This window comes from Pseudomonas saudimassiliensis (assembly GCF_000939975.1).
Lineage (GTDB): Bacteria > Pseudomonadota > Gammaproteobacteria > Pseudomonadales > Pseudomonadaceae > Halopseudomonas > Halopseudomonas saudimassiliensis.
In genome coordinates, this window is sequence record NZ_LK391969.1 from 1,960,850 (window position 1) to 1,974,681 (window position 13,832).

The window sequence follows — 13,832 nt, forward strand, 5'->3', positions numbered from 1 at the left end:
CTCAGCCGGGGTGCGTGCCGGGCGGCAGCGGCCCGGTACCCGCCGGACGGCGGCGGAGTAGCAGGACTGTGGCGGTGCCAGGGTGGGCGCCGATTGGCACCTCACTATGGCACGAAAAAAGTGCGCGCGCACCATTATGGTGCGCAGCGGATTGGCTCAGCCGCCCGCGCCCGGTTTTGGCACATTGGGTGCCCGGGGCGCGGCCGGTGCCCGGGGCGCCTGGTTGGCGCCACCCCGGCCTGGCTGGTTGAGGGAGGTGCGTTGCAGGTGCACGGTGATGGGCGCGCTGCGCTGCAACTCTTCGCCCCGGGCATTGACCACCACCACGGCTACTTCGTGGCTGCCCCGATCCACGTTGCCGATGGTCAGCTGGTGCATGGCGGCGCCGTTGCCCGGCACCGCACTGTCACTGAGCACGCCGTCCAGCGACACGCGCAGCAAATGGCTACCGCCCAGCGGCGGGTCGGTCTGCACGACCAGGGTCAGGTCGCCCTCGTTACTGCGGATATTGCTGTCGTGGGCCGGGCTGGTAATGCTCAGCTCCCGGTAGAAGCTGCCCTGCTGTTGCTGCTCGTCCGCGGTGCTGGAGGAGGGCGCTGGCGCGGCGATGGGCGGTGGCTCGATCACATTGGTCGGCCCCAGCTCGACGGTGCTGGCGCCCGGGCGGGGTTGGTCGGAGAACATGCGGTTTCCTTCCGCGTCGGTCCACGAATAGATCTGGGCGGCCGCCGGGCCGGCGAGCACGAGCAGGGCGCACAGGGCGCCGGGCAGGGGTAAGCGGAACATGCTAGTCACTCCATTGATTTTGCCTAAGCGTTGCACTCAATCAGCGGGCTGGCAAGGGGGCAAGTGCCGGGATGAGCAGCCGTTGGGGTAACGCCCGCAACCGGCGGTCGGGTGAGGGTGTGCGCGGAGAGGGAGACAAACAAAAACGCCCCCGATAACGGGGGCGTTCTCACAGCGGGAGCCAGGCGCCGATCAGCGCGCCTTGGCCACCTGCCGCCAGTGGTGCAGCAACGGCTCGGTATAGCCGCTGGGCTGCTCCAGACCCTTGAATACCAGGTCCAGCGCCGCCTGGTAGGCCGGCGAGTTGGCAAAATCGGTGGCCATCGGGCTGTACTCCGGGTCGCCGGCGTTCTGCTGGTCCACCACCTTGGCCATGCGCTCGAAGGTCTCGATGACCTGCTCCTTGCTGACCACGCCGTGGTGCAGCCAGTTGGCCATGTGCTGGCTGGAGATGCGCAGGGTCGCGCGGTCTTCCATGAGGCCGATATTGTTGATATCCGGCACCTTGGAGCAGCCCACCCCCTGGTTCACCCAGCGGACCACGTAGCCGAGGATACCCTGGGCGTTGTTGTCCAGCTCCTCCTGCTTCTCCGCGTCGCTCCAGTTGGCCTGTTCAGCCAGGGGCGCGGTGAGCAGACCGGTGAGCAGAGCGTCCTGCTCGTCCGCCAGGGAGATCTTCTCCAGCTCTTCCTGGACGGCCTGCACATTCACCTGGTGGTAGTGCAGGGCGTGCAGCACGGCGGCGGTCGGCGAAGGTACCCAGGCGGTGTTGGCACCGGCCTTGGGATGGCCGATTTTCTGCTCCAGCATGGCCGCCATCAGGTCCGGCATGGCCCACATGCCCTTGCCGATCTGCGCCTTGCCGCGCAGGCCGCAGGTCAGGCCGACCAGCACGTTATTGCGCTCGTAGGCCTGGATCCACGCGGTGGGCTTCATGTCGCCCTTGCGCAGTACCGGCCCGCCCTGCATCACCGTGTGCATCTCGTCGCCGGTGCGGTCGAGGAAGCCGGTGTTGATGAAGGCGACCCGGGCGCTGGCAGCCTGGATGCAGGCTTTCAGGTTGACCGAAGTGCGGCGCTCTTCGTCCATGATGCCCATTTTGATGGTGTTTTCCGGCAGGCCGAGCAGCTGCTCGACGCGACCGAACAGCTCGTTGGCGAAGGCGACTTCGTCCGGGCCATGCATCTTGGGTTTGACGATGTAGATGCTGCCGGTGCGCGAGTTGCCCTTGCGCTGCAGGTCGTGCATGGCGATCAGACTGGTGCAGACGGCGTCCATGATGCCTTCGGGGATCTCGCTGCCGTCTTTCAGCAGGATGGCCGGGTTGGTCATCAGATGGCCGACATTACGGATGAACAGCAGCGAGCGACCGTGCAGGGTCAGCTCCTTGCCGTCCGGCGTGACGTACTGGCGATCCGGATTGAGCTTGCGGACCATGGGCTTGCCGCCCTTTTCCATGTTCTCGATCAGGTCGCCGCGCATCAGGCCCAGCCAGTTGCCGTAGGCCAGCACCTTGTCTTCGGCATCGACGGCGGCGATCGAGTCTTCGCAGTCCATGATGGTGGAAACGGCGGCTTCCATGAGCACGTCCTTCACGCCGGCCGCGTCGGTCTTGCCGATCGGGTGGTTGCGGTCGATCTGGATCTCGAAGTGCAGGCCGTTATGGACGAACAGCAGCTCGTCGGGGTTGGCCGGGGTGCCCTGGTAACCGACGAACAGCTCGGGGTTCTGCAGGCCGGTGGTCTGGCCGGAAAGCAGGGTCACCAGCAGCTGGCCGTCCTGCACGCTGTAGCGCTCGACCTGGGTGTGGTCGCCTGCGGCCAGCGGGATGCACTGGTTGAGGAAATTGCGGGCAAAGGCAATGACCTTGTCGCCACGTACGGGGTTGTAGCCCGGGCCACGCTCGGCACCATCGTCGTCGGAGATGGCATCGGTGCCGTACAGCGCATCGTACAGGCTGCCCCAGCGGGCGTTGGCGGCGTTCAGCGCGTAGCGGCCGTTCATGACCGGTACCACCAGCTGCGGGCCGGCCTGCTGGGTGATTTCGATATCCGTGTTGGCGGTGGTGATGCGGAAGTCCGCCGGCACCGGCTTGAGGTAGCCAATGGAGGTGAGGAATTCGCGGTAGGCAGCCATGTCCCGGATCGGGCCGGGGTTGGCGCGGTGCCACTGGTCCAGCTCGGCCTGTAGGCGGTCACGTTCGGCCAGCAGGGCGCGGTTCTTCGGCGCCAGGTCATGGACCAGTTCGCTGAAGCCAGCCCAGAAGGCAGCGGCGTCCACGCCGGTGCCCGGCAGCGCCTGCTGCTCGATGAACTGGTGCAGGGCCGTATCGATCTGCAGGCCCTGGATGTCGGTGCGTTGAGTCATTGGAAACATCCTCCTCGGGTTACAGTGCGGCGATGCCGGCCTTGGCGACCTGGGCATCCTGATCCGGTTTGACGCCGGAGACGCCAATCGCGGCAACAACCTGACCCTCGACCTTCAGCGGTACGCCGCCTTCGAGCAGGCCGGAGACTTCCGGAGCGGACAGGAAGGCAGTGCGGCCGCCGTTGATCATGGCTTCGAACTCGCTGGTGTCGCGACGGCCCAGGGCCGCGCTGCGGGCCTTCTGCGGCGCGATGTAGGAGGCGATCGGCGCGCAGCCGTCCATGCGGCGCATGGCCAGGATGTGCCCGCCATCGTCCACCACGGCCACGGTGACCTTCCAGCTGTTGGCGTCCGCCTCAGCAAAGGCGGCATCGATCATGCGGTTGGCTTCTTCGAGAGTCAGTACGGGTTTGCTCAGCATCTTGTTATCTCCTGGTAATCAATTGAGTGCGTCTTCGACAACTTCGATCCAATGGCGCACGGGTGTTCGGTTGGCTGAGCCCAGATGGGACTGGCAGCCAATATTGGCAGTGACGATGGTATCCGGTTTGCCGGCTTCCAGCGCGTTGAGCTTGTTATCCCGCAGTTGCCGGGCCAGCACGGGCTGGGTGATCGAGTAGCTGCCGGCCGAGCCGCAGCACAGGTGCGCATCGGCGACCGGCGTCAGGCTGAAGCCGAGCTTGCGCAGGATCGGCTCCACCCGGCCGCCCAGCTTCTGGGCGTGCTGCAGGGTGCAGGGGCAGTGGAAGGCCAGCTTCTGCGAGGACTTGGCCTGCAGCGGCTCCAGGTCTTCCTTCTCCAGCACCTCGACCAGGTCCAGCGCCAGGGCGCTGACCTTTTGCGCCTTGGTCGCATAGGCCGGGTCATCGCGCAGCAGGTGGGCGTATTCCTTGACGAAGGCGCCGCAGCCGCTGGCGGTCTGCACTATGGCTTCGGCACCGGCCTCGATGGCCGGCCACCAGGCGTCGATATTGCGACGGGCACGGTCCAGGCCAGTCTGCTGGGCATCCAGGTGATAATCCACCGCGCCGCAGCAGCCCGCTTCGCGGATCGGCTTGATCGAGATGCCCAGGCGATCCAGTACCCGCGCGGTCGCCGCGTTGGTGTTGGGCGACAGGCCCTGCTGGGCACAGCCTTCCAGGATCAGCACGTGGCGGGCATGGCGCGGCGCGGGGCGCGGCTTGGCTGTGGCGGGCTTGGCCGGGATCTTGTCCTTGATCGCTTCCGGCATGAAGGTACGCACCGCCTGGCCAGCCTTGAGCAGCGGATTGAAGATCACCGGGTTGGGGACCACAGTACGCAGCGCCGAGCGCAGCATGCGCTGCTGCAGCGGGCGCTCGATTTCCCCGGCCATGGCTTCGCGGCCGATATCCAGCAGGTTGTGGTACTTCACCCCGGAGGGGCAGGTGGTTTCGCAGTTGCGGCAGCTCAGGCACTGGTCCAGGTGCAGCTGGGTTTCCCGGGTAGTGGCTTCGCCTTCGAGAAATGCCTTGATCAGATAGATGCGCCCGCGCGGACCGTCGCGCTCGTCGCCGAGCAGCTGATAGGTCGGGCAGGTGGCGTTACAGAACCCGCAATGGACACAGGAGCGCAGAATGCTTTCGGCTTCTGCGGCGCGGGGGAGCTTGCGCGCCTGTTCAGTGAGATTGGTTTGCATGGTCGTACCTCGTGGATCTCAGAGCCCGGAATACAGCCGGCCGGGGTTGAACAAGCCCTGCGGATCGAGTTGTTTTTTCAGTTGCCGGTGGTAGCGCTGCAGCAGCGGGGCCAGGGGCTGGAACGGGTTCTCGGTCACGCCTGCGGTATAGCAGGTTGCGTGCCCGCCGTGGCGGCTGGCCAGCGCCTGGATCTCCTCGGCCGCGGCCGCGCTTTTCAGCCAGCGCTGGGCACCGGCCCAGTCCAGCAGTGTGTCGCCGGGCAGCTCCAGCGCCGGGGTCAGCGGCGGCAGGGACAGACGCCACAGCGGGCGCGGGTCCTGGAAGAACGCCAGTTGCTGTTCGTTGAGCTGGGCCCAGAAGCCGGCATCCAGCTCCTCGCCGCCGATGCGGTCGGCCGCGGAGCGAACCGAGCCGATGCCGCCTTCCAGGCGCAGGTGCAGATGCCCGTCCAGATAGCTGGCCGCAGTGATCGGAATCGGCTGCTGGCCCCATTCGGCGAGCTTGAGCAGGGCCTTGTCCACCGGCAGCTCCAGGCGCAGGTGGTGGCTGCTCACCGGCTTGGGCAGTACCTTCATCGAGACTTCGGTAATTACCCCGAGCTGGCCGAAGCTGGCTGCCATCAGGCGGGACAGGTCATAACCCGCAACGTTCTTCATGACTTCGCCGCCAAAGCGCAGCAGCTTGCCCTGGCCGGTAATGACCCGGGTGCCGAGTACCAGGTCGCGCACCGCACCGGACCACGGACGGCGCGGGCCGGACAGCCCGGCGGCGACCATACCGCCCACGGTCGCCTGGCCGCCGAAGGTGGGCGGTTCGCAGGTCAGCGTCTGGCCCTGTTCATCCAGGGCGGCGAACAGCTCGACCAGCGGCGTGCCGCTGCGCACGGTCACCACCAGCTCGGTGGGATCGTAGTTGACGATACCGCTGTGCTGACGAGTATCCAGCACCTCGCCGGCTACCGGACGGCCGAGAAAGGCCTTGCTGTTGGCACCCTGGATGGCCAGGGGCGTGTTGCTCTGCAGGGCATCGAGGACCTGCTGCAGCAGTTGCTGTTCGCTGGCTGACGCAGGGCGCTCGCCAGGGCGATGGGCGTGTTCGTGTTGTGCCGACATCAGAAGCGCTCCAGTTCAGGGAAGGGCAGCTCGCCGTTATGGATATGCATGGCGCCGAATTCAGCGCAGCGGTTCAACGTGGGGATGTTCTTGCCCGGGTTGAGCAGCCCATCGGGATCGAACGCGGCCTTCACGGCATGGAAGGTCAGCAGTTCGTCGTCGTTGAATTGCGAGCACATCTGATTGATCTTCTCGCGGCCCACGCCGTGTTCACCGGTGATGGAACCGCCGACCGCAACGCACAGCTCGAGAATCTTGCCGCCCACCGCCTCGGCGCGCTCCAGCTCACCTTCCTGGTTGGCATCGAACAGGATCAGCGGGTGCATATTGCCGTCGCCAGCGTGGAAGACGTTGGCGACCCGCAGGCCGTACTCGGCGGACAGATCGGCAATGCCCTGCAGTACCCGGGGCAGCTCGCGGCGTGGAATGGTCCCGTCCATGCAGTAGTAGTCAGGCGAAATACGCCCCACCGCCGGGAAGGCATTCTTGCGCCCGGCCCAGAACAGGGCGCGCTCGGCGTCGTCCTTGGCCTGGCTGATGGCAGTCGCGCCGCTGTTTTCCAGCACCGCCCGGACCCGTTCGCACTCATCGGCAACGTCCGCTTCGACCCCGTCCAGCTCGCACAACAGAATGGCTTCGGCCTCGATCGGGTAGCCGGCGTGGATGAAGTCCTCGGCTGCGCGGATCGCCAGGTTGTCCATCATTTCCAGGCCGCCGGGGATGATGCCGGCGGAGATGATGTCACCGACCGCCTTGCCAGCCTTGCCCACGTCATCGAAGCTGGCCATCAGCACCCGGGCCACCTGGGGGCGGGGCAGCAGCTTGACCGTGACTTCGACAACGATGCCGAGCATGCCTTCGGAGCCGGTAAACAGCGCCATCAGGTCGAAGCCGGGGCTGTCCAGGGCATCGGAGCCCAGGGTCATGCGCTCGCCTTCGACGGTAACGATTTCCAGCTTCAGCAGGTTGTGCACGGTCAGGCCGTATTTCAGGCAGTGCACGCCGCCGGCGTTCTCGGCCACGTTACCGCCGATCGAACAGGCGATCTGCGAGGAAGGGTCGGGCGCGTAGTACAGCTGGTAAGGCGCAGCGGCTTCGGAAATCGCCAGGTTGCGCACGCCGGGTTGAACCCGGGCGAAGCGGCCTTCGGGGTTGACCTCAAGGATGGTCTTCAGCCGGGCCAGAACCAGCAGCACGCCGCCTTCCAGCGGCAGCGCGCCGCCGGACAGCCCGGTACCGGCGCCGCGGGCGACAACCGGCACCTTGCGGCGATGGCAGATCTTCATGAAGGTCTCGATCTGCTCAACAGTCTCGGGAATGACCACCAGCAACGGCAGCACGCGATAGGCCGACAGCCCATCGCATTCGTAGGGTTGCAGGTCTTCACGGGCATGCAGCACCTCCAGCTCGGGGAGGGTCTGGCGCAGCTCGTCTATCAGCCCCGCCTTGTCCACCGTGGGCAGCGGACCGTCGAGCTTTTCATCATAAAGAAGGTTCACGGATATCACCTGTTTGTTATCGAGGGTCTTTGGACCAGCTTATGGGCTCGGATAGTGCTGGTTTGACTGGCGAACGTCCAGCCTAAAATCAGCTGGTCGGACCAGTTTTTTAAGTCTCGCGGCAGTATTTTTAGCGCTTGTGGCCATTGGATACAGGCATTCACAAAAATGTGATGGATTTGCAGCTTGGCTATCCTTACTCTGGTATGACCAGTAAAACCAGCAAGGGTGAGGTCATGGTCGAAAGTGCTTCGGAGCGTCGCCAGGTGGGCGATGTGGTCGCAGATCGCATTGAGAAACTGATTGCGGACGGGGTTCTGAAAATGGGCCAGATGCTGCCATCAGAGCGGCAGCAATGCGAGAAGCTGGGTATCTCGCGCAGCGCCCTGCGCGAGGGATTGAAAGTCCTGCGCGGCAGGGGGCTGATCAAGACGGCCCAGGGCCGCGGCTCCTACGTCGCCAGCCTGATGGGTAATCGGGACGATACCCCGATGATGCACCTGTTCAACAACCACCCGCGAACCCTGTTCGATCTGTTGGAGGTGCGCGCCCTGCTTGAAGGCGAGTCGGCGCGGCTGGCCGCACTGCGCGGCACGGAAGCGGACTTCGTGTTGATCCAGCGGCGGTACGATGAGATGGTTGCCGCCCATACCACCGGCCCGGTCCGCGACCCGGAAACCCTGGCGCACCTGGACCATGCCTTTCACCTGGCGATCTGCGATGCCTCGCACAACCCGGTGCTGGCGCATACGCTGCAGTCATTGACCAAGTTGTTGCTCAGCTCCGTATTCGCCTCGGTGCAGAACCTCTATCACCGCCCGCCACACAAGCGGCAGCTGGATCGCCAGCATGCCCGGCTCTACCACGCAGTGATGGAACGGCTGCCGACCCAGGCAAAACGGGCCGCGGTGGACCATATCCACAGCATTCGGGACAACCTGCGGGATATCGAGAACGAGGGCCAGCGGCTGGAGCGGGCGACCATGCGGCTGGAGGGTTGGCAGTAGCCAAGCAGAGCTGAATAAAAAATGGGCGGTGCACTCGGTGCACCGCCCATTTTTTCGTACTGCCTTCCGGATCAGTTCCCGGTGGTAGTGATGCCCGCTGCGCTGAGCGGATCGCTGACACCTATTACATAGATCGCCAGCATGGTCAGCAGGCCAGCCGCTGTCACGTAGTAGATGGTCGGCAGCAGGGTTTTGCGCAGGGTAATACCCTCGCGGCCCAGCAAGCCAACGGTGGCCGAGGCTGCCACCACGTTGTGGATGGCGATCATGTTGCCGGCCGCCGCGCCCACCGACTGACCTGCGACAATCATGGCCCCGGACATACCCAGCAGCTCTGCCGTGTTGAACTGGAACTGCGACAGCATCAGGTTCGACGCGGTGTTGGAGCCAGCAATGAAGGCGCCCAGTGCACCGACCATCGGCGCGAACAGCGGGTAGACATCGCCCACGGCGTTGGCAACGGCGTTGGCCATGGCCACCGGCATGGATGGCAGGTCAGCCAGGTTCACGCCCGAGTTGATCAGGATGCGCACCATGGGGAAGGTGAATACCAGGACGAAGCCTGCGCCGAGCAGGGTATTGGTGGACTCGCCCAGCGACCGTTTGAACTCGGTAAAGCTCATGCGGTGCAGCAGGGCGGTGACCAGCACGACGAAGATCAGGATACCGCCGGGCAGATACAGCGGCTCGAGGCTGGCCGACAGGCCGGTTTCGCCGAGGATATCGGTGAACTTGAAGCTCAGGCTGTTGAGCATGCCCTTCAGGGTGTCGTTGGTGCGCGACAGCACCAGTACGATGGCCAGCAGCACATAGGGCAGCCAGGCCATCCAGATGGCGATGGGGCGCTTACCAGCCACGTCATCCAGTTTCATCTCGACGGCGCCCATCCACTCCGCAGGCCATTCCTTGGGATCAGCGAAGTCCCAGGTTTTCTTGGGCATCAGGAAGCCGGCCTTGGCGGCAGGTACCACGATGGCCAGGCCGACCAGGCCGCCGATGATGGAGGGGAACTCCGGCCCGAGAAATACCCCGGCCAGCGCGTAGGGAACAGAGAAGGATACTGCGGCAAACAGGGCGAAGGGGGCGACAGCCAGGCCTTCCATCCAGGAGCGGTTCTTGCCGAAGAAGCGGGTCAGGATCATCACCATGATCAGCGGCATCAGCAGGCCAAGCAGGGCGTGCATGATGGCGACCTGGGACACGATCTGCTGGAAGAAGCTCGGCCAGTCACCGCCTACGGTAGCCAGGCTGGTACCGATGGCCGCCTGGTCCAGGCCCGAACCCACACCCACGATCATCGGCGTGCCCACCGCGCCGAAGGACACCGGCGAGGACTGCACGATCATGCCCACCACCACCGCGGCGACGGCCGGGAAGCCCAGCGCCACCATCAGCGGTGCGGCGACCGCAGCCGGGGTGCCGAAACCCGAAGCGCCTTCAATGAAGCAACCGAACAGCCAGGTGACGATGATCGCCTGTACGCGCCGGTCCGGACTGATGCCCGAGAAGCCCTTGCGGATCGCCAGGATGCCGCCCGAATGCTTGAGGGTGTTGAGCAGGAGAATAGCGCCGAAGATGATCCACAGAATGGATACGGTCAGCACCAGGCCTTGCAGAGTGGAAGCGGCGACACGTACTGCCGTCATGTCCCAGGCGAACAGGGCGATGACAACGGTGACGACAAAGACGACTGGCATTGCAAACTTCGCCGGCCAGCGGAACCCGACCAGCAGGACCCCCGCCAGAACCAGAGGAAAGAATGCAAGCAGAGACAAAAGTGTTTGGCTCATCTGGATTTCCCTTGTTTTTTTTATGAGATACGCGCACTACAAGTGCGACATTAACTCGATCGGGAGGATACTGCTATTACCAGCGATACAGGTCTAGATGTTATCTCAGTGGTAGGACCAGTATTTTTGCATGGTTGACGGTTGCAAACCCTGATCCCCAGGGATTCATGGGGCTGACCAAACGGTCATGCTGGCCATCGGGAATCGTCCATACTGGTCCTACCAGAGCGAAACCGCGGCGTTCAAGCGAGCCGCGGGGCGGACCAGAAACAACGAACCCCGGCGGGCCGGGGTTCTGAGGGTCAACCGGTGCGGCCCGCCACCTGGGGCAGAGGGCCGCAGTGATCAGACACTGTAGTACAGATCATATTCCAGCGGGTGAACGAAGGTGCGTACCTTGAGTTCTTCGGCCGACTTCAGCTCGAGGAAGGTATCGATGAACTCGTCAGTGAACACGCTGCCCTTGGTCAGGAATTCACGGTCGGCGTCCAGCGCTTCCAGGGCTTCCTTCAGGCTGCCGCAGACTTGCGGAATCTGACTGGCTTCTTCCGGCGGCAGGTCATACAGGTTCTTGTCCGCGGCATCGCCGGGGTGGATCTTGTTCTGGATGCCATCCAGGCCGGCCATCAGCAGGGCAGCGAAGGCCAGGTAGGGGTTGGCAGCCGGATCCGGGAAGCGGGCTTCGATGCGGCGCGCCTTGGGGCTGGATACGTGCGGGATACGGATGGAGGCACTGCGGTTGCGCGCCGAGTAGGCGAGCATGACCGGCGCTTCAAAACCCGGGACCAGACGCTTGTAGGAGTTGGTGGACGGGTTGGTGAAGGCGTTCAGCGCCTTGCCGTGCTTGATGATACCGCCGATGAAGTACAGGGCTGTTTCGGACAGACCGGCATAGCCTTCGCCAGCAAAGGTGTTCTTGCCGTCCTTGCTGATCGACATGTGCACGTGCATACCGGAGCCGTTGTCGCCGTACAGCGGCTTGGGCATGAAGGTGGCGGTCTTGCCGTAGGCATCGGCGACGTTGTGGACGACGTATTTCAGGTTCTGCACTTCGTCGGCCTTGGCCACCAGGGTGTTGAACTGCACGCCGATCTCGTTCTGGCCGGCGGTCGCCACTTCGTGGTGGTGCACTTCCACGATCTGGCCCATCTCTTCCAGCGCGTTACACATGGCGGTGCGGATTTCATGGTCGTGATCGACCGGCGCGACCGGGAAGTAGCCGCCCTTGACGCCCGGACGGTGGCCCTTGTTACCGGTCTCGAAGGAGGCATCGGTGTTCCAGGAAGCCTGCTCGGAATAGATCTTGAACATGGAGCCGGAGATGTCGGACTTGAACTTCACTTCGTCGAAGATGAAGAATTCCGGCTCCGGACCAAAGAAGGCGGTGTCGCCGATGCCGGTGGACTTCAGGTATTCCTCGGCCAGGCGGGCGATGCTGCGCGGGTCGCGGTCATAGCGCTGCATGGTGGCCGGCTCGATGATGTCGCAGACGATGATCAGGGTCGGCTCTTCGGTGAAGGGGTCCAGTACCGCGGTGCTGTCGTCGGGCATCAGGATCATGTCGGATGCTTCGATGCCCTTCCAGCCGGCGATCGAGGAGCCATCGAACATCTTGCCTTCTTCAAAGAAGTCTTCGTTCGCATCACGGGCGGGCATGGTCACGTGCTGCTGCTTGCCCTTGGTGTCGGTGAAGCGCAGGTCAACCCACTTCACATCAAATTCGTTGATCAGTTGGATCGCTTTCGACATGCTGTTCTCCAGTTGGAAATCTCATCCCAGGTGTCTGCCTGGCTTTCATACGTAGTGATGCGGAACTCGACAATTTTTCCGCCCGGTTCGTTTGTCCAGATAATGCGAGCAAAAGCTGTGCCATCATCCCCAGGCTGCGCAAACCCCGGCTGCAGCATGATCAGGCGACCAGTGCAGAAGTTGCCCCGCATTATTGCGCACTTGATCGGTGCGGGGAACAGCCGCGGTGCACCATATTGGCGCGTCGGTCGGTAAACCGGGCGAACACGGGGCGGCATCGGTATAATGCGCCCCTTTTCGCTGCGCCGACCCCGAATTGTTCCTATGAAACTGATTATCAAGTTCTTCGCCGAGATCACCATCAAGTCGCCCCAGGTGCGCAAACGCTTCGTTCAGCAGCTGCGCAAGAACCTCAAGGCGCTACTCAAGCCCATCGATCCGGAATTGCGCATCACCGGCAACTGGGACAGCCTGGAAATCATCACCGGCGACGATCCGGCGGTGCAGGCGCAGGTGATCGAGCGGCTGCAGCACACCCCCGGCATCAACCACATCCATGAAGTGCGCGAGCATGAGCTGGGTAGCCTGGAAGAGCTGGCCGACCTGTGCGTGGCGCGCTTTGCCGAGCAGTTGCGCGGCAAGACCTTCGCGGTGCGCTGCAAGCGGATCGGCAAGCATCCTTTCTCCTCCACCGACGTCAACCGGCTGCTGGGCTCCCGGTTGATGGAGGCGAGCGGGGCGGCGGGCGTCTCCCTGAAGGCGCCGGACGTGGAGATCCAGCTGGAGATCCGTCAGCAGCGCGTGTTCCTGATCCAGGCCCGCCATGAAGGCCTGGGCGGTTTCCCGCTGGGCACCATGGAGCCGGTATTGAGCCTGATGTCCGGCGGCTTCGATTCCACCGTGGCCAGCTACCAGATGCTGCAGCGCGGCATTCTGCCCCACTTTGTATTCTTCAACCTGGGCGGGCGTGCCCACGAATTGGGCGTGCGCCAGGTGGCGCACTATCTGTGGGAGAAATACGCCGCCAGCCACCGCCTGCGCTTCATCAGTGTGCCTTTTGAAGGCGTGGTCGCGGAAATCCTGCAGAACGTCGACAACAGCCAGATGGGCGTGGTGCTCAAGCGCATGATGCTGCGCGCCGCCAGCCGTATCGCCCAGCGCCGCGGCTTCCAGGCGTTGGTCACCGGCGAGGCCATCGCCCAGGTCTCCAGCCAGACCCTGCCGAACCTGGCCGCCATCGACCAGGCCTGCGACATGCTGGTGCTGCGCCCATTGATCACTACCAGCAAGACCGAGATCATCCGCACCGCGCGGCGCATCGGTACCGAGGCGTTCTCCGCCAGCATGCCGGAATACTGCGGCGTGATTTCGGTCAGCCCGGATATCCACACCAATATGAAGAAGGTCACCGCCGCCGAGGCCAGCTTCGATTTCGCCGTGCTGGAAGAGGCCATCGAACAGGCCATTTCCACCGACTGCCGCGACCTGGAGCTGGATATGGATGGCTCCGAGGTGGAGGTGGTGCACCAGGCGCTGGCCGGTCAGGTGGTGCTGGATGTCCGCCACCCCGACGAGCAGGAGGCCAACCCGCTGGTGCTGGAAGGCGTCGAGGTGCAAGCCGTGCCCTTCTATCAATTGAACAGCCGCTTTGCCGAACTGGACCCGGGCCGGGCCTATCTGCTGTACTGCGAGAAAGGCGTGATGAGCCAGCTGCATGCCCAGTATTTGCTGGACCGCGGGCATGACAACGTGCGGGTGTTACGCTTGCCGCGGGCCTAAATCTACCGGCGGTCCGACAACTTCGTACAAAAAACAGACACTGTCACCTCAGTGTCTGTATAATGCGTGACTCTTTTTTTCAGAC

General features: G+C 63.8%; 10 protein-coding genes. 2 read left to right on the forward strand and 8 right to left on the reverse strand.

From position 1 onward, the window contains the following. Nucleotides 1-156: 156 nt before the first annotated feature. The 6 genes from VG99_RS09070 to glcD form a co-directional block, all read right to left on the reverse strand. Complete coding sequence (locus tag VG99_RS09070; RefSeq protein WP_052508758.1) at nucleotides 157-786, reverse strand: DUF4124 domain-containing protein; 630 nt, start codon at nucleotides 784-786, stop codon at nucleotides 157-159. Between the two features lie 192 nt (nucleotides 787-978). Then, nucleotides 979-3,153, reverse strand: a complete 2,175-nt coding sequence (locus tag VG99_RS09075) for a malate synthase G (RefSeq protein WP_044499467.1) — start codon at nucleotides 3,151-3,153, stop codon at nucleotides 979-981. Nucleotides 3,154-3,172: 19 nt separating this feature from the next. Next, nucleotides 3,173-3,574, reverse strand: coding sequence for a GlcG/HbpS family heme-binding protein (locus VG99_RS09080; RefSeq protein ID WP_044499468.1), 402 nt, complete (start codon nucleotides 3,572-3,574; stop codon nucleotides 3,173-3,175). Between the two features lie 18 nt (nucleotides 3,575-3,592). Further along, entirely contained in the window at nucleotides 3,593-4,810 is a 1,218-nt protein-coding gene (gene glcF / locus VG99_RS09085) for a glycolate oxidase subunit GlcF (RefSeq protein WP_044499469.1), read from the reverse strand. A gap of 18 nt (nucleotides 4,811-4,828) precedes the next feature. Then, nucleotides 4,829-5,923, reverse strand: coding sequence for a glycolate oxidase subunit GlcE (gene glcE, locus VG99_RS09090; RefSeq protein ID WP_044499470.1), 1,095 nt, complete (start codon nucleotides 5,921-5,923; stop codon nucleotides 4,829-4,831). Then, nucleotides 5,923-7,422, reverse strand: a complete 1,500-nt coding sequence (glcD, locus tag VG99_RS09095; protein ID WP_044499471.1) for a glycolate oxidase subunit GlcD — start codon at nucleotides 7,420-7,422, stop codon at nucleotides 5,923-5,925. Before glcD ends, glcE begins: the two co-directional genes overlap by 1 nt. Nucleotides 7,423-7,628: 206 nt before the next feature. On the opposite strand from glcD, the gene glcC reads away from it, so the two are divergent. Then, entirely contained in the window at nucleotides 7,629-8,429 is an 801-nt protein-coding gene (gene glcC, locus VG99_RS09100) for a transcriptional regulator GlcC (RefSeq protein ID WP_204216705.1), read from the forward strand. A gap of 71 nt (nucleotides 8,430-8,500) precedes the next feature. Here the strand turns inward: glcC and VG99_RS09105 are convergent, their stop codons facing one another. Next, a complete protein-coding gene (locus VG99_RS09105) occupies nucleotides 8,501-10,219 on the reverse strand; it encodes an L-lactate permease (RefSeq protein ID WP_044499472.1) in 1,719 nt (572 codons plus the stop codon). 345 nt (nucleotides 10,220-10,564) lie between these two features. Further along, nucleotides 10,565-11,968, reverse strand: coding sequence for a glutamate--ammonia ligase (gene glnA / locus VG99_RS09110; protein ID WP_044499473.1), 1,404 nt, complete (start codon nucleotides 11,966-11,968; stop codon nucleotides 10,565-10,567). A 324-nt stretch (nucleotides 11,969-12,292) separates the two neighbouring features. Here glnA and thiI point away from each other — a divergent pair, with 324 nt between their 5' ends. Then, nucleotides 12,293-13,747 (forward strand): tRNA uracil 4-sulfurtransferase ThiI, encoded by a 1,455-nt coding sequence (thiI, locus tag VG99_RS09115; RefSeq protein WP_044499474.1) that lies wholly within the window; start codon nucleotides 12,293-12,295, stop codon nucleotides 13,745-13,747. Nucleotides 13,748-13,832: the final 85 nt, after the last annotated feature.